This window comes from Nonomuraea sp. C10, from assembly GCF_008017515.1.
In the GTDB taxonomy this organism is placed as follows: Bacteria; Actinomycetota; Actinomycetes; order Streptosporangiales; family Streptosporangiaceae; genus Nonomuraea; species Nonomuraea ferruginea.
On record NZ_VPFF01000001.1, the window covers coordinates 1,225,001 to 1,247,227 of the forward strand.

18 protein-coding genes and 2 rRNA genes (1 of these 20 running past the window's edge) are annotated in these 22,227 nt (G+C 70.7%); all 20 read left to right on the forward strand.

The features are described from left to right. A 23S ribosomal RNA gene (locus FR742_RS05760) occupies positions 1-508 on the forward strand; it begins 2,600 nt to the left of the window's first position. An 82-nt stretch (positions 509-590) separates the two neighbouring features. After that, positions 591-707: ribosomal RNA gene (rrf, locus tag FR742_RS05765) — 5S ribosomal RNA — on the forward strand. A 360-nt stretch (positions 708-1,067) separates the two neighbouring features. Further along, complete coding sequence (locus FR742_RS05770; RefSeq protein ID WP_148029967.1) at positions 1,068-2,390, forward strand: folylpolyglutamate synthase/dihydrofolate synthase family protein; 1,323 nt, start codon at positions 1,068-1,070, stop codon at positions 2,388-2,390. Then, complete coding sequence (locus FR742_RS05775; protein ID WP_219552603.1) at positions 2,390-2,740, forward strand: DUF4233 domain-containing protein; 351 nt, start codon at positions 2,390-2,392, stop codon at positions 2,738-2,740. The genes FR742_RS05770 and FR742_RS05775 overlap by 1 nt, the downstream gene beginning before the upstream one ends. Positions 2,741-2,811: 71 nt before the next feature. Then, on the forward strand, positions 2,812-4,233 hold the full coding sequence (locus FR742_RS05780; RefSeq protein ID WP_222708848.1) for a hypothetical protein: 1,422 nt from the start codon (positions 2,812-2,814) through the stop codon (positions 4,231-4,233). A gap of 136 nt (positions 4,234-4,369) precedes the next feature. Continuing rightward, on the forward strand, positions 4,370-4,780 hold the full coding sequence (gene ndk / locus FR742_RS05785; protein ID WP_148029969.1) for a nucleoside-diphosphate kinase: 411 nt from the start codon (positions 4,370-4,372) through the stop codon (positions 4,778-4,780). A 274-nt stretch (positions 4,781-5,054) separates the two neighbouring features. Next, positions 5,055-6,086, forward strand: coding sequence for a rod shape-determining protein (locus tag FR742_RS05790; RefSeq protein WP_148029970.1), 1,032 nt, complete (start codon positions 5,055-5,057; stop codon positions 6,084-6,086). Continuing rightward, on the forward strand, positions 6,086-6,964 hold the full coding sequence (gene mreC, locus FR742_RS05795) for a rod shape-determining protein MreC (protein WP_148029971.1): 879 nt from the start codon (positions 6,086-6,088) through the stop codon (positions 6,962-6,964). The genes FR742_RS05790 and mreC overlap by 1 nt, the downstream gene beginning before the upstream one ends. Beyond that, on the forward strand, positions 6,961-7,425 hold the full coding sequence (gene mreD / locus FR742_RS05800; protein ID WP_148029972.1) for a rod shape-determining protein MreD: 465 nt from the start codon (positions 6,961-6,963) through the stop codon (positions 7,423-7,425). The genes mreC and mreD overlap by 4 nt, the downstream gene beginning before the upstream one ends. Before the next feature lie 5 nt (positions 7,426-7,430). After that, the gene (gene mrdA, locus FR742_RS05805; protein ID WP_261808841.1) at positions 7,431-9,467 is read left to right on the forward strand and encodes a penicillin-binding protein 2; all 2,037 of its coding nucleotides are present in this window, start codon (positions 7,431-7,433) and stop codon (positions 9,465-9,467) included. Then, positions 9,464-10,630, forward strand: a complete 1,167-nt coding sequence (rodA, locus tag FR742_RS05810) for a rod shape-determining protein RodA (RefSeq protein WP_148029974.1) — start codon at positions 9,464-9,466, stop codon at positions 10,628-10,630. The genes mrdA and rodA overlap by 4 nt, the downstream gene beginning before the upstream one ends. 28 nt (positions 10,631-10,658) lie before the next feature. After that, positions 10,659-12,569, forward strand: a complete 1,911-nt coding sequence (locus FR742_RS05815) for a TIGR03960 family B12-binding radical SAM protein (protein ID WP_148029975.1) — start codon at positions 10,659-10,661, stop codon at positions 12,567-12,569. 166 nt (positions 12,570-12,735) lie between these two features. Further along, on the forward strand, positions 12,736-13,488 hold the full coding sequence (locus FR742_RS05820) for a TIGR03936 family radical SAM-associated protein (protein WP_261808373.1): 753 nt from the start codon (positions 12,736-12,738) through the stop codon (positions 13,486-13,488). Positions 13,489-13,619: 131 nt separating this feature from the next. Next, complete coding sequence (locus tag FR742_RS05825; RefSeq protein WP_261808374.1) at positions 13,620-16,814, forward strand: Rne/Rng family ribonuclease; 3,195 nt, start codon at positions 13,620-13,622, stop codon at positions 16,812-16,814. Between the two features lie 220 nt (positions 16,815-17,034). After that, entirely contained in the window at positions 17,035-17,337 is a 303-nt protein-coding gene (rplU, locus tag FR742_RS05830) for a 50S ribosomal protein L21 (RefSeq protein WP_148029977.1), read from the forward strand. Between the two features lie 15 nt (positions 17,338-17,352). After that, positions 17,353-17,610 (forward strand): 50S ribosomal protein L27, encoded by a 258-nt coding sequence (rpmA, locus tag FR742_RS05835; RefSeq protein WP_068925700.1) that lies wholly within the window; start codon positions 17,353-17,355, stop codon positions 17,608-17,610. 277 nt (positions 17,611-17,887) lie between these two features. After that, positions 17,888-19,240: a GTPase ObgE gene (gene obgE, locus FR742_RS05840; protein ID WP_148029978.1), complete on the forward strand. Its 1,353-nt coding sequence runs from the start codon at positions 17,888-17,890 to the stop codon at positions 19,238-19,240. 31 nt (positions 19,241-19,271) lie between these two features. Next, the gene (proB, locus tag FR742_RS05845) at positions 19,272-20,387 is read left to right on the forward strand and encodes a glutamate 5-kinase (protein ID WP_396989217.1); all 1,116 of its coding nucleotides are present in this window, start codon (positions 19,272-19,274) and stop codon (positions 20,385-20,387) included. A gap of 233 nt (positions 20,388-20,620) precedes the next feature. After that, a complete protein-coding gene (locus FR742_RS05850) occupies positions 20,621-21,904 on the forward strand; it encodes a glutamate-5-semialdehyde dehydrogenase (protein WP_148029980.1) in 1,284 nt (427 codons plus the stop codon). Between the two features lie 65 nt (positions 21,905-21,969). After that, a complete protein-coding gene (locus tag FR742_RS44345) occupies positions 21,970-22,131 on the forward strand; it encodes a hypothetical protein (RefSeq protein ID WP_187281013.1) in 162 nt (53 codons plus the stop codon). Positions 22,132-22,227 lie beyond the last annotated feature (96 nt).

A 22,227-nucleotide genomic window follows, 5' to 3' on the forward strand; every position in this document is an offset into this window, starting at 1 on the left:
ATCCGGCATCGGCGTGTGGAAGCGGTGTCGCTCAACGGCTAAAAGGTACCCCGGGGATAACAGGCTGATCTTCCCCAAGAGTCCATATCGACGGGATGGTTTGGCACCTCGATGTCGGCTCGTCGCATCCTGGGGCTGGAGTAGGTCCCAAGGGTTGGGCTGTTCGCCCATTAAAGCGGTACGCGAGCTGGGTTTAGAACGTCGCGAGACAGTTCGGTCCCTATCCGCTGCGCGCGCAGGAGACTTGAAAGGGGCTGTCCCTAGTACGAGAGGACCGGGACGGACGAACCTCTGGTGTGCCAGTTGTATCGCCAGGTGCATGGCTGGTTGGCTACGTTCGGGAGGGATAACCGCTGAAAGCATCTAAGCGGGAAGCTTGCCTTGAGATGAGGTCTCCCACCCTGTGAAGGGGTAAGGCTCCCGGTAGACGACCGGGTTGATAGGCCGGAGGTGGAAGCGCGGTAACGTGTGGAGCTGACCGGTACTAATAGGCCGAGGACTTGACCACAAAGCGTTCTTTTTGAGTTTTGCTCGCGTCCACTAGGCAATTCTGAGACAGCAAACCCTGTGGTTTGTGTGTTTCGGAGGGTTACGGCGGTTATGGCGGGAAGGAAACACCCGGTTACATTCCGAACCCGGAAGTTAAGCTTCTCTGCGCCGATGGTACTGCACTCGGGAGGGTGTGGGAGAGTAGGTCACCGCCGGACAATTTTCATATGGGAAAGGCCCCGACAGCTCTGTCGGGGCCTTTTTCGTGGGTGAGCCCTGAGGCTTCGGTCTCGGGGGCTTTTCTTGTGGTGAGCCCCGAGGCTACGGCCTCGGGCTTTTTTTGTTTATGGAGGTTTCGAGGCTTCGGCCCACGAGGCTTTTCTTGTGGTGAGTCCTGGGGCTATGGATTCGGGGCTTTTCTTGTTTTCTGAGGGCCTCGGCATGCTTGCCGAGGCCCTTTGTGTTTGTCGATGACAGCCTGTCAAGGAGGCGGAATGAGGCGAGATCGAGCGTTTCGGTCCGATCGACCGTCGGGGGGTTGTGAGTAAAGGGGTCGCGGTGGTCAGTAGGGTTGAGGGGTGGACTTTCGTGCGGTTGAACGCGCGATCTTGGAGCGGGGCGTCGAGTGGGATTTCGAGCCGACGCTCGACAGGATCGCGGCCCTTCTGGACCTGCTCGGCTCGCCTCAGCGGGCCTACCAGGTCATACACATCGCCGGCACGAACGGCAAGACCAGCACGGCGAGGTTGATCGAGAGCCTGCTGCGGGAGCGCAACCTCCGGGTGGGCCGTTTCACGAGCCCGCACCTGTCGTCGATGCGCGAGCGGATCACCGTCGACGGCGAGCCGCTCAGCGAGGAGCGCTTCGCCCAGGTCTATGAGGAGATCGAGCCCTTCGTAGAGCTGACCGACGCGCAGGGCGGGCGGCGCATCCAGTTCTTCGAGCTGCTGACCGCCATGGCGTTCGCGGCGTTCGCCGACACGCCGGTCGACGTGGCCGTGGTCGAGACGGGCATGGGCGGCTCCTGGGACGCGACGAACGTCGCCGACGGCACCGTTGCGGTCGTGACGCCGATCTCGCTCGACCACACCGACAGGCTCGGCCCCGACATCCCGAGCATCTCCCAGGAGAAGGCCGGCATCATCAAGCCTGGCGCCACCGCCGTGTTCGCGCAGCAGGAGCTTGCCGCGGCCGAGGTGCTGATGCGGCGGGCCGCCGACGTGGGTGCGGTGGTGGCGCGCGAGGGCCTGGAGTTCGGGGTGCTCGGCCGTGAGGTCGCCATCGGCGGGCAGCTGATCACCTTCCGCGGGCTCAAGGGCGTGTACGACGACGTCTACCTGCCGCTCTACGGCGCCTACCAGGCGAGCAACGCCGCCTGCGCGCTGGCCGCGGTCGAGGCGCTGACCGGCGGCGACGACCCGCTCGACGTCGAGCTGGTGCGTGCGGCGTTCGCGCAGGCGTCCTCGCCGGGAAGGCTGGAGGTGGTGCGGCGCAACCCCACGGTGGTGCTGGACGCCGCGCACAACCCGGGCGGCATGCAGGCGACGCTCGACGCGATGCACGAGGCGTTCGACTTCCCCAAGGTCGTCGGCGTCGTGGCGGTCATGGCCGATAAGGACGTCGAAGGGCTGCTGGAGCTGCTGGAGCCGATGGTCGCCGAGGTCGTCGTCACCCGTAACTCGTCGCCGCGCTCGATGCCGGCCGCAGAGCTCGGGGCGCTGGCGGAGTCCGTGTTCGGCGAGGAGCGCGTGCACGTCACCGAGCGTCTCGACGACGCCATCGACCAGGCCATCGGCATCGCCGACGCGGATGGCGAGTTCGCCGGCACCGGCGTGCTGATCACCGGGTCGGTGGTCACGGTGGGTGACGCGCGGGTCCTGCTGAAGGCGGAGGGTGCGTGATGGGCTTGCTCGGCTTCCAGGTGACTCCTGGCATGCGGCGGCTGGGCGCGAGTGTGCTCGGCATGGAGGCGATCGTGGTCGGCCTCGCCACGCCGGTGATGATCACTATCGGCGGGATCACGCCCGCGCTGGCGGTGACCACCGGCATCGGCCTGGCCGTGTTCTGCGTCATCGCCACCGGGCTGCTCAAGCGGCCCATCGGTTACGTTCTCGGCAGCGTGGCGCAGGTGCTGGCGATCGCCATGGGGTTCCTCGTGCCGGCGATGTTCTTCCTCGGGACGATCTTCGCCGCGCTATGGGTCACCGCGATTATCGTCGCTCGCCGTGTCGAGGGCGTGACTTCCCGCTAAAGTCGGGCGTCATGGCCGTCCCCCCGATTCATCGGTCCCCAGAGGCCGAGCCGCACGCAGGTCCGGCGCCTGTGCTCGACGCCGTGCTCGGTCTGCTCATCGTGGCCGCGCTGCCGCTGGCGATCGTCGCCATTCCCAATACCGTGTCCGTCGTCGCCGAGCTGCTGCCCGCCGGCATCGACCGGGTCGGGCTCATGCGCGCCCACGGGCTCGCCCTGCCGGCGATGATGCTGGCCGTGCCGCTCGCGGCCATGGTGTTGCGCCGGGTCAAGGCCGCCCACCTGCTCGTCGCGGGGCTGGCGCTGCTGGCCGTCGCCGACGCGGCCGGCGGCTACGCGGACTCGGCCTTCGTGGTCGGCGTGCTGCGGGTCGCCCACGGTGTCGGCGCCGGGCTGCTCGTGCCCGCCACGCTGGTCGCCGTGTGGGACCGGCCACGGTGGTTGCGCGGCCTGTGGGCCGGCACGCTGGCGCTCAGCCTGCTCGGTGCCCAGGCGCTCGCGCTCTGGCCGCTCGCCGGAGCGACGGAGTGGCGGATCACGCTGCAGCCCTATCCGCTGCTCAGCGGCATCGCGCTGGCGCTCGCCGCCGTGTATCTCATGCTCTGGTCGCTGCGCGGGCGGCCGTCCACGCCGGGCCCGCGGCCCGAGGATCGCAGCCGCGTCCTGCTCGCGATCGTGCCCGCCGCCGGGGTGGCGGCCGTGGCCATCGGCGCCGCGAGCCAGGACTGGCACGGCGGGCTGATGATCACACTGGCGGCGCTCGCCATGGTGGGACTGCTCGCCCTGGCCTCCATCGGCGCCCGGGAGAGCCGTACGCTCGCGTACACCATGGTGGCGGTCGGCGTCGTGCTGCTGCCCAGCGTCGCCCAGGTGACGTATGTGGAGATGGGCGGCATGGGCGGGCCGGGGCTGAAAGGGCTGTGGGTCCCGTTCTGCGTCGCGGGCGTTCTGGGGGTGGTGGCGGCGGTCGCGGTGCGCGTGTCGGCCGCGTCCAGCCAGTGGCTCACGCAGCTCGGCCTGCTCGCCATGGTCGCCGGGCTGTGCTCGGTGCGCGTGCTGGTGCCCTCGGCGGAGGGGCTGGTGCTGGTCGTGCCGTTCACGCTGCTCACGGTCGGCGCGTCCGTGGCGCTGACGGCGGCGCTCGCCGACGTGGGATCGGGGGCGGCCATGTTCGGCCTGGCGCTCTGCTTCCCCGGCGTGCTGGCCGGCTACCTTCTGGGCACCGGGATGCAGAAGACGCTGCTCGACCAGAGTTCGAGGCAGGAGTTCGTCGACAGCTACGTCGGTGTCCTGCATCTCTGGGCGCTGGTCGGGGGGTTCCTGGCCGTGGCCGTGATCGTCCTGGTGTCCGTCATGTCGCGCCGGCCGCCGGCGGCGGACGGCGGGGCCGGCGCGACGATCCGTACGACGCCGGCGGAGGACGGGCAGGCGGGCGGGGGTGGCGAGATGCCGCCGGTGCCGCCGCCCGCGCAGTCGCCCGAGGGCGGGGCCTGAGCCGCCGGGAAACGAGGTGACCGGCGTGGGGCGGTAAGCTGTGCCGCAGCTTCGCGATGGCCTGTGCGGCGGAGCATCCCGGGCCAGGCCGTGCTCGTAGCCCGCATCCGCGACCCAGTTCGAAGGAGAACCCGAAGTGTCCGAGCGCACTCTTGTCCTGATCAAGCCCGATGGGGTGAAGCGCGGCCTGATCGGTGACGTGATCGCCCGCATGGAGCGCAAGGGCCTCAAGGTCGTGGCGATGGACCTGCGGACCCTCGACGTCGAGACCGCCAAGGCCCACTACGCCGAGCACTCCGAGAGGCCGTTCTTCGGCGAGCTCGTCGAGTTCATCACCTCCGGGCCGCTGGTGGCGCTGGTGGCCGAGGGTCACCGCGCCGTCGAGGCGTTCCGTTCGCTGGCGGGGCTCACCGACCCGGTGAAGTCGCCTCCCGGCACGATCCGCGGCGACCACGCCCTGGAGATCGGCGAGAACGTCGTCCACGGCTCCGACTCGCCCGAATCGGCCGCGCGGGAGATCAAGATCTTCTTCCCCGACCGGTTCTGAGGTCCACGGCTCGGCCGAGTGCCCGCAGGTTCTGAAGCCTCGCGGGCATTCGTCGTTTACGGGGCCTACCCGAGGACGCGGGTGGTAGCGCGCAATCCGGGCAAAATCGCGGTGCGCGCAGGGACTTGAGATTTTTGTGGGGCGCACGGGCTCAGTGTGCGGGCAGGTGGGTACGTCACGTTACGATTCGAATTCAGTCCGTAGTCATAGCGGCATTGGATTCGGTCGTGAGTCCTTAGTCCTTTGCGAACGTCACGGGAAGGCTCCGTTCCCCATGGGTAGCAAGCTCGCCTTTCTCGGCCGTGACATGGCGGTCGACCTCGGCACCGCCAACACGCTGGTGTACGTGCGCGGCCGCGGCATCGTGCTCAGCGAGCCGTCGGTCGTCGCCATCAACACCGCCACGGAGAAGATCGTCGCCGTGGGCATCGAGGCCAAACGCATGATCGGCCGTACGCCCGGCAACATCGTGGCGGTCCGCCCGCTCAAGGACGGGGTGATCGCGGACTTCGAGGTCACCGAGCGGATGTTGCGATATTTCCTCCAACGCGCGCATAAACGCCGCCATCTCTCCAAACCGCGCATCATCATCGCGGTGCCCAGCGGCATCACCGGCGTCGAGCAGCGGGCCGTCAAGGAGGCGGGCTACCAGGCCGGGGCGCGCAAGGTCTACATCGTCGAGGAGCCGATGGCGGCGGCGATCGGGGCCGGGCTGCCGGTGCACGAGCCCACCGGCAACATGGTCGTCGACATCGGCGGCGGCACCACCGAGGTGGCGATCATCTCCATGGGCGGCGTGGTCACCAGCAAGTCCATCAGAGTCGGCGGCGACGAACTGGACCAGGCGGTGATCACGTACGTCAAGAAGGAGTTCTCGCTCATGCTCGGCGAGCGCACCGCCGAGGAGATCAAGATGACGATCGGCTCGGCCTGGGCCGACGGCGAGGAGGCGCACGCCGAGGTGCGCGGCCGTGACCTGGTCAGCGGCATGCCGAAGACGATCATCGTGTCGGCCGAGGAGATCCGCAAGGCCATCGAGGAGCCGGTCAACGCCATCGCCGACGCGGTCAGGTCGACTCTCGACCTGTGCCCGCCGGAGCTGTCCGGCGACCTGATGGACCGGGGGCTGGCCCTGACCGGCGGCGGCGCGCTGCTCAGGGGCCTGGACGAACGGCTCAGGCAGGAAACGGGCATGCCCGTACACCTGGTGGAGAACGCCCTCGACTCAGTCGCGCTGGGCACCGGCCGGTGCGTGGAGGACTTCGAGGCGCTGCAGCAGGTCCTGGTTCCGGAGTCGCGGCGCTGATGAGGGACTCGCGCCAGGCACGGCTGATCCTGGGAACTCTTCTGGCGGCGGCGCTGGTCATCCTGACCGTCGACCACAGGACGGGGGAGAGCTCGCCGCTGGAGCCGCTGCGCGCGGCCGGCTCGTGGGTGTTCGGTACGGCCGAGCAGGCGGGGGCGACGGTGTTCGGGCCGGTCACCGGATTCGTCGAGGCCCTCGCCGGGGCTCCCGCCGCCCAGGAGAGCATCGCCAGGCTCCGCCGCGAGAACGCGCGGCTCCGTGCCGACCTGGCCGCCGGCAAGGTCGACACCATGCGGTCCGCGGAGCTGAAGCGGATGCTCGGGCTGGCCTCGCTCGGCGGCTACAAGGTGGTGCCGGCCAACGTGATCGCCAGGCGCGGCCAGCCGGGGTTCGAGGAGGCGGTCGAGCTCGACGCCGGCACCGACGACGGCGTCCGCGCCGACATGACCGTGATCAACGGTGACGGGCTGGTCGGCCGGGTCGTGCACGCGAGCCCGCGCACGTCGAGCGTGGTGCTGCTGAGCGATCCCGCCTCGGCGGCCGGCGCCCGCCTGGAGCAGGGCAGGGAGATCGGCGTGGTGCACGGCGTGGGGGAGCACGGCCGGCTGCTGCGCTTCCAGCTTCTCGACGCGACGGCGCCCGTGCTGCGGGGCTCGCGCCTGGTCAGCTTCGGCTCCCACCGGGGCGCGCCGTACGTGCCCGGGGTGCCGATCGGGGTGGTCGAGCGGGTGGAGCCGGCTTCGGGCGAGCTGACGAGGACCGCGTACGCGCGCCCGTACGCGGACATGACCGCGCTGGACGTGGTCGGCGTGGTGGTGCAGCCGCCCGCGCGCGACCCGAGAGACGCGGTGCTGCCGCGGAGGGAGGGGACGCGATGACGGCTGTCGTGGCCGTGGTGGTGGCGCTGCTGGTGCAGTTCGTCCTGGTGAACCGGCTGCGCCTGCCGGCCGGGGGAGCGCCCGACCTGGTGCTGCTGGCGGTCGTGGGGGCCGCCCTGGCGCGCGGGCCCGCCGCCGGGGCGGTGCTCGGGTTCGGGGCGGGGCTGCTCGTCGATCTCGCGCCGCCGACGGCGCACGTGGCGGGGCTGTACGCGTTCGTGTTCGCGCTGGTGGGCTATCTGGCCGGGCGGGGCGTGGGCAACAAGGTCGTCACCGTCGTGCTGTGCGTGCTGCTCGCGCCGCTGCTGGCGGCGGCAGTAAGCGGGCTGCTGTCCGACCCGCGGGTCACGGTCTCGACGCTCACCCAGCAGGTCCCGGTGACCGTGGCCTGCACGCTCATCGTCGCCCCCGTGGTGGTCTGGCTGGCTTCCCGTGGCGCGCGGGAGAGGCACATGCTGTGAACCGCATGCGGACCCGGCTGCTCGTGGTGCAGGTGCTCGTGCTGGTGCTGCTGGCGGCGCTCGCCGTGCGGCTCTGGCAGGTGCAGGTCGTACGCGGCCCCGAGTTCGTCAACCGGGCGACCGAGACCCGCACCAGGACCGTCATCGTGCCCGCGGTGCGCGGACAGATCCTCGACTCCTCGGGCCGCCCGCTGGTGCGCAACAAGTCCCGGCTGGTCGTCTCGGTCGACCGCAACAGGCTGGTGCGGATGCGCGACAGCGGGGTCAAGGTGCTGGGCAAGCTGTCGGAGGTGCTCAGCCGGCCCGTCTCGCAGTTGCAGAGGCGGATCACGCCTTGCGGTCCCGACGTGCCCAAGCCGTGCTGGACCGGCTCCCCGTACCAACCCGTGCCGCTCGACGAGAAGGTCGACACCCGCGAGGCGCTGCAGATCCTGGAGCAGCAGGAGAAGTTCCCCGCGGTGTCGGCGGAGATCCAGGCCATCAGGGAGTATCCCCTGGGTGAGGCCGGGGCGCAGATGTTCGGCTACCTGTCCCCGGTGACCGAGGCCGAGCTGGAGAAGCGGGTCGGGCTGAAGGCCACCTTCTCGGGCGTCGACCTGGCCGGGCGTGACGGCCTGGAGTACTTCTACGACGAGGAGCTGCGGGGCAAGGCCGGCATCCGCAGGGTGCAGGTCGACCGGATGGGCAAGCCGCTCGGGGTGGAGAAGGAGGTGCCGTCCGTCGCCGGCCACCACCTGGTGACCAGCATCGACGCGCGCATCCAGGCGGTCACCGAGCGGGCGCTGCAGAAGGCGATGAAGTCCGCGCCGGCCGCCGACGGGGGCGCGGCGGTGGTGCTCGACGCGCGCACCTCGCGGGTGCTCGCGATGTCCAGCGCGCCCGGTTACAACCCGTCCGTGTGGGCGGGCGGCATCTCCGCGCGCACCTACCGCCACCTGCTGTCGGAGAAGTCCGGCAAGCCGCTGACGTCGCGGGCGATCAACGGCCAGTTCGCGCCCGGCTCGACGTTCAAGGTGTCGTCCGTGGCCTCGATGCTGCGGGCCGGATACCCGCTCGACGGCCAGTACAGCTGCCCCGGCTCCGTCATGATCGGCGACCGTGCCTTCAACGGCTTCCGCGGCATCCCGCTCGGCACGCTCACCCTTCACACGGCGCTGGTGAAGTCGTGCGACACGATCTTCTACAAGGCCGCGTACGACCAGTACCTGAAGGACGGCGGGCGGACGCCGAAGAAGCACGTCGCCGAGGTGTTCGCCAACACCGCCAGGAAGTTCGGGTTCGGCACGCCCACCGGTGTCGACCTGCCGGGCGAGTCGCACGGGCGCATCCCCGACCGCCGCTGGAAGAAGGAGAGCTGGGCGCTGACCAGCGGCGAGAACTGCAAGCGGGCGCAGACCGGCTATCCCGAGGTCAAGGACGGCGCCCGGGCGGCGTTCCTCAAGCGGCTGGCGCACGAGAACTGCGCCGAGGGGTTCATCCTGCGGCCGGGCGACTCGGCCAACTTCAGCATCGGTCAGGGGGACGTGCTGGTGACGCCGCTGCAGCTGGCTCGCGCGTACGCGGCGCTCGCCACCGACGGCAAGGTGCGCAGCCCGCGGATCGGCTGGGCGATGGTGCGGCCGGACGGGAAGGTGGTCAAGACCATTCCCGTGCCTGTCGTCGGCAGGCTCCCGGTGACGGAGAAGGAACGGCGCTACATCAAGAACGCGCTCAGCCAGGTCCCCTCCGACGGCACCGCGGCCGGGGCCTTCGCCGGTTTCCCCATGGACCAGGTGGCGATCGGCGGCAAGACGGGCACGGCGGAGGTGTGGGGCAAGCAGGACACCTCCTGGTTCGCCTCGTTCGCGCCGACCCGTAACCCGCGGTTCGTCGTGGTCGTCATGGTCTCCCAGGGCGGGTTCGGCGCGGAGACCGCCGCTCCCGCCGCCCGTGAGATCTACGAGGGCATCTTCGGCATCAAGCGGCCGGCCGCGGTGCGGGATGGCAAGCCGGTGTCGGAGCTGCCGACGTTCCGGCCTGACGGGACGGTGGTGCCAGGATGACCGGTGGCGCGCTGGCGGCGGGGCGGCGGCCGTTCACCCGCAGGGTGTTCGGGCCGGAGTCGGCGGTGTGGCGGCTGGACGTGGTGATGCTGGTCGCCGTGGCCGCGCTGCTGGTCCTCGGCTCCCTGCTCGTCTGGTCGTCCACGCGGACGTGGGCGCCCGGCTCCACCGGGCTGCTGTGGAAGCACCTGTTGAACCAGGTGATCGGGGTGGTGCTGTGCCTCGCGGTCGCGATGACCGACTACCGGGCGGTGCGGGCGTACGCGCCGGTGGTCTACCTGGTCTCGCTCGTCGGGCTGGGGCTCGTGCTGACTCCTCTGGGCGCGACCATCAACGGGTCCCACTCGTGGATCCTGCTCGGCGGCGGATTCGCGGTGCAGCCGTCGGAGTTCGCCAAGGTGGGCCTGGTGCTGATCACGTCCATGCTGCTGGCCCAGCCGGTCGAGGGCACCGACCGGCCGCGCGGCCTGGACGTGCTGCTGGCGCTGGTGGCCGCCGGGATCACGCTGGTGCTGGTGATGCTCCAGCCCGACCTCGGCACCGCGCTCGTGCTGGCCGCCGTCACGGCCTCCGCCATGATCATCTCCGGGGTGCGCAAGCGGCTGATCGCCCTGTTCACGCTCATCGGCGCAGCCGGGATCTTCTGCGTCTTCTTCTTCGACGTGCTGGAGCCCTACCAGGTGGCCCGGTTCACCGCGTTCGTCGATCCGAGCGTCGACCCGCGGGGCGTCGGCTACAACAGCACCCAGTCGCTGATCGCGATCGGCTCCGGGCAGTTGTTCGGCAAGGGGCTGCTCGGGGGCGGCCAGACCACCGGCCGGTTCGTGCCGGAGCAGCACACCGACTTCATCTTCACCGTGGCGGGCGAGGAGTTCGGCTTCCTCGGCTCGGTCACCCTGGTGGCGCTGCTCGGCCTGGTGCTACTGCGCGGGCTGTGGATCGCGCGGCACTGCAAGGACCGGTTCGGCACGCTGATGGCGGGCACGATCGTGTGCTGGTTCACCTTCCAGATGTTCGTGAACGTCGGCATGACCATCGGCATCATGCCCATCACCGGGCTGCCGCTGCCGTTCGTCTCCTACGGCGGCACCTCCACCTTCGCCAACCTCATCGGGGTCGGGTTGCTGCAGGCCATCCACGTGAGGCAGCGTGCGTTCGGTTGAACGGCCAGGCGCCGCTACCCTGGGTCGTATGACTGCGGAGTCGATTTTCCCTCGCCTGGAACCGCTGCTGCCCAAGGTGCAGAAGCCGATCCAGTACGTCGGGGGTGAGCTCAACTCGACGGTCAAGGAGTGGGACTCCGCCGACGTGCGCTGGGCGCTGATGTACCCCGACGCCTACGAGGTGGGGCTGCCCAACCAGGGCGTGGCCATCCTGTACGAGATCCTCAACGAGCTGCCCGCGACCCTGGCCGAGCGCACCTACGCGGTCTGGCCGGATCTCGAGGCGCTCATGCGGGCCGAGGGCGTGCCGCAGTTCACGGTCGACGCCCACCGGCCGGTGCGCGCGTTCGACGTGTTCGGCGTCTCCTTCTCGACCGAGCTCGGCTACACCAACATGCTGACCGCGCTCGACCTGGCCGGGATCCCGCTCGTGGCCGCCGAGCGAGGCGACGACGACCCGATCGTGCTCGCGGGCGGCCACGCCGCCTTCAACCCCGAGCCGATCGCCGACTTCCTCGACGCGGCCGTGCTCGGCGACGGCGAGCAGATCGCGATCGCCATCACCGAGGTCATCCGCGAGTGGAAGGACGAGGGCAGGCCCGGCGGGCGCGACGAGCTGCTCATGCGCCTGGCCGAGTCCGGCGGCGTCTACGTGCCCAAGTTCTACGACGTCGACTACCACCCCGACGGCCGCATCAAGCGGGTCGCGCCCAACCGTCCCGACGTGCCGTGGCGGGTCCACAAGCACACCGTCATGGACCTCGACGAGTGGCCCTACCCGAAGAAGCCGCTGGTGCCGCTGGCCGAGACCGTGCACGAACGCTTCAGCGTGGAGATCTTCCGCGGCTGCACCCGCGGCTGCCGGTTCTGCCAGGCCGGCATGATCACCCGTCCGGTGCGGGAGCGGTCGATCACCACGGTCGGCGCCATGGTGAAGCAGGGCATCGAGGAGTCCGGCTTCAACGAGGTCGGGCTGCTGTCGCTGTCGTCCGCCGACCACAGCGAGATCGGCGACCTGGCCAAGGGCCTGGCCGACCGCTACGAAGGCACCAACACCTCGCTGTCGCTGCCCTCGACCCGGGTCGACGCGTTCAACATCGACCTGGCCAACGAGTTCTCCCGCAACGGGCGGCGCTCCGGCCTCACCTTCGCCCCCGAGGGCGGCTCCGAGCGCATGCGCAAGGTGATCAACAAGATGGTCACCGAGGAAGACCTCATCCGCACCGTCACCGCCGCCTACTCCCAGGGCTGGCGGCAGGTGAAGCTCTACTTCATGTGCGGGCTGCCCACCGAGACCGACGAGGACGTGCTCGGCATCGCCGACCTGGCCAAGAAGGTCATCAAGGCGGGCCGCGAGGCCACCGGGTCGCGCGACATCCGCTGCACCGTCTCCATCGGCGGCTTCGTGCCCAAGCCGCACACCCCGTTCCAGTGGGCGGGCCAGGCCGACCACGAGACCGTCGACCGGCGGCTCAAGGCGCTGCGCGACTCGCTGCGCCGCGACAAGGAGTACGGCCGGGCCATCGGCTACCGCTACCACGACGGCAAGCCGTCCATCGTGGAGGGCCTGCTGTCGCGCGGTGACCGCCGGGTCGGCGCCGTCATCCGCGCGGTCTGGGAAGACGGCGGCCGCTTCGACGGCTGGAGCGAGCACTTCTCCTACGAACGATGGATGGCCGCCGCCGAGCGGGCCGGCGTCGACGTCGACTGGTACACCACGCGCGAGCGCGAGGAGAACGAGGTCCTGCCCTGGGACCACCTCGACGCCGGGCTCGACCGCGAGTGGCTCTGGCAGGACTGGCAGGACGCCGTCTCGGGCGGCGAGGTCGAAGACTGCCGCTGGACCCCGTGCTACGACTGCGGCGTCTGCCCCACCATGGGCACCGAGATCCAGATCGGTCCGACGGGCCGCAAGCTCCTTCCGCTCACGGTCGTCTGACGACGCGCCGGGTGCGCGGCCGGTGTCTCGCCGTACATGATCCTGTACACGCGGGTGCCCGGGCGGCTTATCCTGAGAGAAGAAACTCTTACAAGGGAAGGACGACAAGGCACTGAAACCTGTTCCCGACGGGCCACCGCCCGCGCCCACGGTGCAGCGCCTGCGTGTGCGCTACGCCAAGCGCGGACGCCTGCGCTTCACCAGCCACCGCGACATCTCGCGGGCCGTCGAGCGTGCGGTCCGTCGTGCCGGTATTCCGGTGGCCTACAGTGCGGGCTTCTCGCCACATCCGAAGATCTCCTACGCGGGAGCAGCGCCGACCGGCGTTGCCAGCGAAGCCGAATACCTCGAGATCGGCGTCACCACGCCGTGCGATCCCCGGCAGGTCAAGACCGACCTCGACGGATCGCTGCCGCCGGGCCTTGACGTGCTCGACGTCGTCGAGGCCGGCCCCGGCGCGCTGGCCGACCGCCTGGAGGTCTCCGAGTGGGAGGTGCGGCTGCCCGGCGCCGACCGCGAGCACGCCGAAGAGGCGGTGCAGAAGTTCCTCGCGGCCGGCCACGTGGAGGTCGAGCGCCTCACCAAGAAGGGGCCGCGGCGCTTCGACGCGCGCGAGGCCGTGCTGAGGCTCACGGTGCCGGAGGGAACAGGGAGAACAGCAGCTCAGGTGCCCGGACAGTCGTGTGTCATACTGCGCATGGTTGTTCGGCACATGACTCCTGCCGTTCGACCCGACGATGTGCTCACAGGGCTGCGCCTTGTGGCCGACTTCGCGCCGCCGGTCCCCCCCGAGGTGACCAGGCTGGCGCAGGGGCCACTCGACGCCGGCACCGGTGCACTTGCCGACCCGCTCGACCTGGACCGCGATACGACGCGCGGCGGCGAGGCGGGACCGGCGGGTGAGCACGTCGCCGGTTAAGGGGAGCGCCCCCATGGGGTGTGACCGGCAGACAGGACTTGGCGCCACGCCTCCGGGTGTGGCGGACAACGAGACACGATGCTCCTGCGCGGCGCGGCGACGCGCCCGGGGGCTGACGGGAGAGCGCCCGCATGCTCGACGAGAACGAGCCCAACGCCGGGGCCAATGGCCCTGACGGGGAGACAACAGAACAGTCCCAGGTGACCAGGCGCCGCGGCGCGGCCAAGAGGCCGGCGGGGCCCCCGCCGGAGATCCCTGAGGAGAAGCCCTCCGCCCCGGTCACCGTCCCGGCCGCCCAGGCCGCGCCGTCGGTGACCGAGGGGCGGCCGCTGCCCAGTGTGGCGGCGCAACGCGCGGCCGGAGAGCCCGGCGAGGTCGTCGCCGCGCCGGCTCCGGTGAGCCCGGCCGAGGAGGCGGCGGCCGCCGCCGTCGAGGAGGCCAAGCCCAAGCGCACCACGCGGACCCGGTCGACGGCCACGACGACCCGGCGCCGCAAGAAGACCGCCGACGAGGCGGAGACCGGTGCGTCCGGCGTCCCCGAGACCCCGGACGCGGTCGTCGGCGCCCCCGACGCCCAGGTGCCCGCCAACGGCGCTGAGGCGGCCCGTGGCGAGGCGGTCGCGGCCTCCGGCACCGAGACCCCTGGCGCGGCTGAGCTGAGCGGGGCCGCGGTCTCCGGCGCCGGTGCGCCGGGCGAGGCCGCCGAGCCGGAAGCGCCCGCGAAGCGGCGCCGGTCCCGTAAGAAGGCCGAGCCGGAGATCGAGGCGGGAGAGCCCGCTACGACGGGCGCTGACCGCGCGGGCACCGCTACGGCGGGTGCCGACCGCGCGGGTGCCGCTACGGCGGGAGCTGACCGTACGGGTGCCACTGCGGCGGGTGCCGACCGTGCGGGCACCGCTGCGGCGGGCGCTGCTCGTACCGGTGCCGACCGTGCGGGCGCTGCTCGTACGGGTGAGGTCCGTGACGACGCTGCCCGGGCGGGTGGTGCCGGGGTCGAGTCCGCTGAGTCGCGCGTCGAGCCGGGTGTGGCCGCGCAGGTGGCCGCGGGGGCCGGGGAGGCCGCGGCAGAGCGTGACGGGTCCGCCGATGAGCAGGAGGAGATTCTCGAGATCCTGCCCGAGGACGAGCCGCTCGACGACGAGCCCGCCGGGGAGGACCTTGATGAGGACGACATCAAGGTCAACCTGCTGGCCGACCCGTTCGGGCTGGCCGCCCGCAGGCGGGACGAGGCCGGTGGCTCCGCCTTCCGGCGCCCGGCGGCCATCTTCGCGCCGCTGTTCCAGGCGCCCGACCCCACACAGGCGCAGCCGGTACGGCCGGTGGAGCCGGAGCCCGAGCCTGAGGTGGAGGCGCACGACGAGAGCGCCGAGGCGACCGCCGAGGACGACACAGACATCGACACCGACGGCGACGCCGACACCTCCGACGACCAGGAGGAGACCGGTGGCCGGCGCCGTCGCCGCAGGCGCGGCGGGCGCGGGCGCGGCAAGTCACGCGAGCGTGACGAGAACGACGAGGGCGACGACTCCGACGACTCCGACGAGGAGGGCCAGGAGGAGGCGTCCGAGGAGTCCCAGGACGAGTCCGGCTCCAGCTCGCGCCGTCGCCGTCGCCGTCGCCGCCGCGGCGCTGACGACGACACGGCCGACACGACGCCCGACGACCCGCCGAACACGGTGGTGCGCATCCGCGCCCCGCGCTCCGGCCGGGCGGCCGCCCACGACACCTCCGCCGACGGCGTGCAGAGCGTGCGCGGCTCGACCCGCCTGGAAGCCAAGAAGCAGCGCCGGCGCGAGGGCCGCGAGCTGGGCCGCCGGCGTCCGCCGATCATCACCGAGTCGGAGTTCCTGGCCCGCCGCGAGTCCGTCGACCGGATGATGGTGGTGCGCCGCCAGGGCGACCGCACGCAGATCGCGGTGCTGGAGGACGGCATCCTCGTCGAGCACTACGTCAACCGCGAGGCCAGCCAGTCCTACGTCGGCAACGTCTACCTCGGCAAGGTGCAGAACGTGCTGCCGTCGATGGAGGCCGCGTTCGTCGACGTCGGCAAGGGGCGCAACGCCGTCCTGTACGCGGGCGAGGTCAACTTCGACACCGCCGGCCTGGAGGGTCAGCCCAAGCGGATCGAGTCGGCGCTGAAGTCCGGCCAGTCGGTGCTGGTGCAGGTCACCAAGGACCCGATCGGCCACAAGGGCGCCCGGCTGACCTCGCAGATCAGCCTGCCCGGCCGCTACCTGGTGTACGTGCCCGACGGGTCGATGACCGGCATCAGCCGCAAGCTCCCCGACAAGGAGCGCACCCGGCTCAAGAGCATCCTGAAGAAGGTCATGCCGGAGAACGCCGGCGTGATCGTCCGTACGGCCGCGGAGGGCGCCTCGGAGGAGGAACTGGCCCGCGACGTCGCCCGCCTGTCGGCGCAGTGGGAGAACATCCGCAAGAAGGCCAAGTCGGCCAGCCCGCCCGAACTGCTCTCGGCCGAGCCCGACCTGACCATCCGGGTGGTGCGCGACGTCTTCAACGAGGACTTCAGCTCGCTGGTCGTGCAGGGCGAGGACGCCTGGGAGACGGTCGACGAGTACGTCAAGTACGTCGCGCCGCACCTGGCCGAGCGACTGACGAAGTGGGACGGCGGCCAGGGCGACGTGTTCGAGTCGTACCGGATCGACGAGCAGCTCGCCAAGGCGATGGAGCGCAAGGTGTGGCTGCCGAGCGGCGGCTCGCTGGTGATCGACCGGACCGAGGCGATGACCGTCGTCGACGTCAACACCGGCAAGTTCACCGGCCAGGGCGGCAACCTCGAGGAGACCGTCACCCGCAACAACCTGGAGGCGGCCGAGGAGATCGTGCGCCAGCTCCGGCTGCGCGACATCGGCGGCATCATCGTCATCGACTTCATCGACATGGTGCTGGAGTCCAACCGCGACCTGGTGCTGCGGCGCATGCTGGAGTGCCTGGCCCGCGACCGGACCAAGCACCAGGTGGCCGAGGTGACCTCGCTGGGGCTGGTCCAGATGACCCGTAAGCGGGTCGGTCAGGGCCTGCTGGAGGCGTTCTCGACGCCGTGCGACTGCTGCAACGGGCGTGGCCTGATCGTCTCCACGGAGCCGGTCGAGAGCAAGCCGGAGCCGCGCGGCACGCAGGGCAAGATGGCGGTCGAGAAGGCGGTCTCCGACAAGATGGGCGACAAGGTCTCCGCGGCCAAGGACACGGGGAACCGTGATACGGTGACCGGTGCGCTTGACGATGTCCCGCATGAGGACGACCACGGCGGCCAGTCTTCCGGCAGGGGGCGGCGACGTTCCCGCCGAGCCAAGTCCGCCGAGTGACCGCTTGGCGGGCGATCCGATGAATCGTCCGGTTCGCCAGGGGCACGGATCATCCGGTACCCTAGTGGATCGGTGCGCTAGGTGGCGTGCCCTGTTGGCGCGCCCCTCGGTTCGTCGGTTTCGGACGAGCCGGAGGTCGGGCGCAGCATTCGGAGGCAGCGGTCGTCCCGCTCGGGGCGCCGGTGTATCGACAACAGCTAGTCAGTAGAAGGGTTCCGCGGTGTACGCGATCGTTCGTTGCGGCGGCAGGCAGCAGAAGGTCTCCGTCGGTGACGTCCTCGAGGTGGACAAGGTCGCCGGCGAGGTCGGCTCTTCGGTTTCGCTGCCGACGGTGCTCGTCGTCAACGACGGCGATGTGACCACGGAGGCGGGCCGGTTCACGGTCAACGCCGAGATCCTCGGTGAGACCAAGGGTCCGAAGATCCGCATTCTCAAGTACAAGAACAAGACCGGTTACAAGAAGCGCCAGGGTCACCGTCAGCGGTACACCCAGGTGAAGATCACCGGTATCGACCAGGCCTGATCGGGAGTTTGAGAGATGGCACACAAGAAGGGCGCGTCGTCCACCCGCAACGGCCGCGACTCCAACGCTCAGCGCCTGGGCGTCAAGCGCTTCGGCGGCCAGCTGGTCAACGCCGGCGAGATCATCGTCCGCCAGCGCGGCACCCACTTCCACCCGGGTGACAACGTCGGCCGTGGCGGCGACGACACCCTGTTCGCGCTGACCGCCGGTCACGTCCAGTTCGGCACCAAGCGCGGTCGCCGCGCCGTGAGCATCGTCCCCGTCGCGGAGTAAATCTCCGTCGCGAGGGGTTGAGACAAGGGGTGGATCGCCTGCCGATCCACCCCTTGTCCCGTTGTACGACTCCTTCCGTGGAAGGGCCGGTTTTGTGGCCGGTCCCGTGTGGAGGGCTCGGTCGTACGGCCGGATCCTCGTACGGGGGAGCGGCCGATCGGCGGGGCACCTCTGCGGAGCCCGTTCGTCTGAGGGGGCGGAGGTACCCGTTTCCTGAGGGTGCTCGGCTGGATGTGATGGTGTGCCCGTACGCGGGCCTATGGAGGAGAAGAGCTGAATGCCGGACTTCGTGGACCAGGTGATCCTGCATGTCAGGGCCGGTGACGGGGGGAACGGCTGCGCCTCCATCCACCGGGAGAAGTTCAAGCCGCTCGGCGGCCCCGACGGCGGCAACGGCGGTCGGGGCGGGGACGTCATCCTGGAGGTCGACCCCAACACCGCCACCCTGCTCGACTACCACCGCCGCCCGCACCGCAAGGCCGGCAACGGCAAGCAGGGGCAGGGCTCCAACCGCGACGGCGCCAACGGGGGCGACGTGGTGCTGCCGGTGCCCAACGGCACCGTGGTCAAGGACGCGGCGACCGGTGAGGTGCTCATCGACCTGGTCGGCGCCGGCACCCGTTACGTGATCGCCGGCGGCGGCCACGGCGGCCTCGGCAACGCCGCGCTGGCCAGCACCAAGCGGAAGGCGCCCGGGTTCGCGCTGCTGGGCGAGCCGGGCGACGCGCTGGACGTGATGCTGGAGCTGAAGAGCGTCGCCGACGTGGCGCTGGTCGGCTTCCCCAGCGCGGGCAAGTCGTCGCTGATCGCCGCCCTCAGCGCGGCCAAGCCGAAGATCGCCGACTACCCGTTCACCACCCTGATCCCCAACCTGGGCGTGGTCACCGCGGGCGACAACGTCTTCACCGTGGCCGACGTGCCCGGCCTGATCCCCGGCGCGTCCGAGGGCAAGGGGCTCGGCCACGAGTTCCTGCGCCACGTCGAGCGGTGCGACATGCTCGTGCACGTCATCGACTGCGCCACCATGGAGCCGGGCCGCGACCCCGTCACCGACTACGAGGTGATCGAGGCGGAGCTGCACGCCTACGGCAAGCTGGAGGACCGGCCGCGCATGGTCGTGCTCAACAAGGCCGACGTGCCCGACGCCCGTGACCTGGCCGACCTCGTACGGCCCGAGTTCGAGGAGCGCGGGCTGCGGGTGTTCACCGTGTCGGCGGCGGCCCACGAAGGGCTGCGCGAGCTCACGTACGCGATGGGCGAGTGGGTGGCCGCAGCCCGCGCCGCCAAGCCCGTCGAGGAGCCGACCAGGCTCGTCATCAGGCCCAAGCAGCTCGGCGAGGCCGGGTTCAAGGTGCGCAAGGTCAACGACGACCTGTTCCAGGTGACCGGCGAGAAGCCGGAGCGGTGGATCAGGCAGACCGACTTCAGCAACGACGAGGCCGTCGGCTACCTGGCCGACCGGCTGGAGCGGCTCGGCGTCGAGGAGGAGCTCGCCAAGGCCGGCGCCACCGCCGGGGTCGAGGTGGTGATCGGGCCGATGGAGGGCGGTTACATCTTCGACTGGCAGCCGACGCTCAACGCCGAGGCGGTCCGCCAGGGGCCGCGCGGCACCGACAGCCGCCTCGGATAAACCGTTTGGCGGGCTCGGATAGGGTTTGGACGTGCGGGAACAGATCGGTTCAGCGTCGAAGGTCGTCGTCAAGATCGGCTCGTCGTCGCTCACGACCCCCCAGGGCATGATCGACGTCGACCGGGTCGACGCGCTCGTCGACGTGCTCGCCGCGCGCCGCCGGGCCGGCACGCAGCTCGTGCTGGTGTCGTCGGGCGCCATCGCGGCGGGCCTGGGCCCGCTCGGGCTGCCCGCGCGACCGCGTGACCTGGCCACGCAGCAGGCGGCGGCGTCCGTCGGGCAGGGCGTGCTGGTCGCCCGCTACACCTCCTCCTTCGCCCGGTACGGGCTGCGCGTCGGCCAGGTGCTGCTGACCGCCGACGACATGATGCGGCGCACCCACCACGTCAACGCCCAGCGCACCCTCGACCGGCTGCTGGAGCTCGACATCGTGCCCATCGTCAACGAGAACGACACCGTCGCCACCGACGAGATCCGCTTCGGCGACAACGACCGGCTGGCCGCGCTGGTCAGCCATCTCATCCGGGCCGACGCGCTGATCCTGCTGTCCGACGTCGACGCGCTCTACGACGGCCCGCCGAGCCGGCCGGGCGCGCGGCGGCTGGCGGAGATCCGCGGGCCCGAGGACCTGGTCGGCGTCCAGCTCGGCAAGGGCGGCGCCGTCGGCACCGGCGGCATGATCACCAAGGTCCAGGCGGCCAGGATCGCCACCGGCGCGGGCGTGCCGGTCGTGCTGACCGCCGCCGCCCACGCCGCGCACGCGCTGGCCGGAGACGACGTCGGCACCTTCTTCCATCCCCAGGGCCGCCATCCGGGCACGCGCCTGCTGTGGCTGGCCCACGCCACCACCGGGCGCGGCCGGCTCCACCTCGACGCCGGCGCGGTCGAGGCCGTCGTCACCCGGCGCAAGTCCCTGCTGCCGGCCGGGGTGACCTCCGTCGAGGGCGAGTTCGCCGCCGGCGACCCGGTCGACCTGTGCGGACCGCGCGGCCGCGTGGTGGCACGCGGCCTGGTCAACTTCGACGCGATGGAGATCCCAGGCCTCCTCGGCCGCTCCACCCGCGACCTGGCCACCGAACTGGGCCCAGAGTACGAACGCGAACTGATCCACCGAGACGACATCGTCATACTGGAACCCCAAAGCTGACCGGAATACTGGAGTCCCAAGGCCGACCGAGACACAAAGTCCCAAGGCTGACTGGATAACAGATTCCCACGGCTGACGCACCAAGGGGCACGTCCGGTTTTGCGAAGGGCTCGCCTCGCTCTGGACTGAGGAACGCAGGGAGCGAAGCGACCGGAGTGACGAGGGAAGAGCGAGGCTTGAGGAGCCCTTCGCCGCGGAGCGCAGCGGAGCAATCAAACGGAGAGCAAATAAGCATGAACACAGAGTTCCTGAAGGTCGCCCACGCGGCACGAGAGGCCGCCGCCGAGCTGGCCCCGCTGCCGCGGGCGCCCAAGGACCGGGCCCTGCGCGCCGTCGCCGACGCCCTGGTGGCGCATGCCGCCGAGATCGTCGAGGCCAACGCCGCGGACGTGGAGCAGGCCAGGGCGCAGGGCACCGCCGAGGCCATGATCGACCGGCTGCGGCTCGACGAGGGCCGGGTGGCCGCCATCGCCGAGGCCGTGCGCCAGGTGGCCGACCTGCCCGACCCGGTGGGCGAGGTGGTGCGCGGCTCCACCCTGCCCAACGGGCTGGAGCTGCGTCAGCTCAGGGTGCCGCTCGGTGTCATCGGCATCATCTACGAGGGCCGCCCCAACGTCACCGTCGACGCCGCCGCGCTCTGCCTCAAGAGCGGCAACGCGGTGCTGCTGCGCGGCTCCTCCAGCGCCTACAGCTCCAACACCGCCCTGGTGAAGGTGATGCAGGAGGCGCTGGCGGCCACCGAGGTGCCGTCCGGGGCCGTACAGCTCGTGCCGGGCCTCACCCGCGACTCGGTCAAGACGCTGATGCGCGCCCGCGGGCTGGTCGACGTGCTCATCCCGCGCGGCGGCGCGTCGCTGATCAACTCGGTCGTGGAGGAGTCCACCGTCCCGGTCATCGAGACCGGCACGGGCAACTGCCACGTGTACGTCGACGCCGGCGCCGACCTCGACCTGGCCGTGGAGATCCTGGTCAACGCCAAGGCGCAGCGGCCGTCGGTGTGCAACGCGGCCGAGACGTTCCTGGTGCACGCCGACGCGGCCGACGCGTTCGTGCCCCGGGCGCTGGAAGCGCTGAAGGCGGCCGGGGTGACCGTCCACGGCGACGCGCGCGTGGCCCGCTACGGCGACGACGTGGTGCCGGCCACCGAGGACGACTTCACCGCCGAGTACCTCTCGCTCGACATCGCGGCCGCGGTCGTCGACTCGCTGGAGGACGCGGTGGCCCACATCCGGCGTTACGGGTCCGGCCACACCGACGCCATCGTCACCCGGTCCCAGCAGGCGGCCCGGCGGTTCGTGTCGCTGGTCGACTCGGCCGCGGTGGCGGTCAACGCCTCGACCCGGTTCACCGACGGCGGCGAGTTCGGGTTCGGCGCCGAGATCGGCATCTCCACGCAGAAGCTGCACGCGCGCGGGCCGATGGGCCTGCCCGAGCTGACCTCCACCAAGTGGGTCTACACCGGCGAGGGCCAGCTGCGCACCGCCGAGGGCACGGTCATCGCCAAGTCAGGACAGTGACGTGATCGGGTCGCGGGCGGCGTGTCGGCGCCCGCGGCCCCGCGCGCGCCTCCTTGACTGGGCGCATGGAGATCGTCATCGCCCTCGCGTTCGCGGCCGCCGTGCTGTTCGGCGCCGACCGGCTGATGCTCTGGCTGGAGAGCCACGGTCACGTCAACTGGCGCAGGAAGGGGCGCAGGGATCTCGGGCGCGAGCCCAGGGCCGAGCTCGACAAGCTGCTGTCGTGATCGGAGTCGGCAGATAGAAGTTTCGGCGTGCCTCAGGCGTCCACACCTTTCACAGCGCTAGGGTTGTGTCCCTTATGGGCGCGCCGAGCGGGGAGG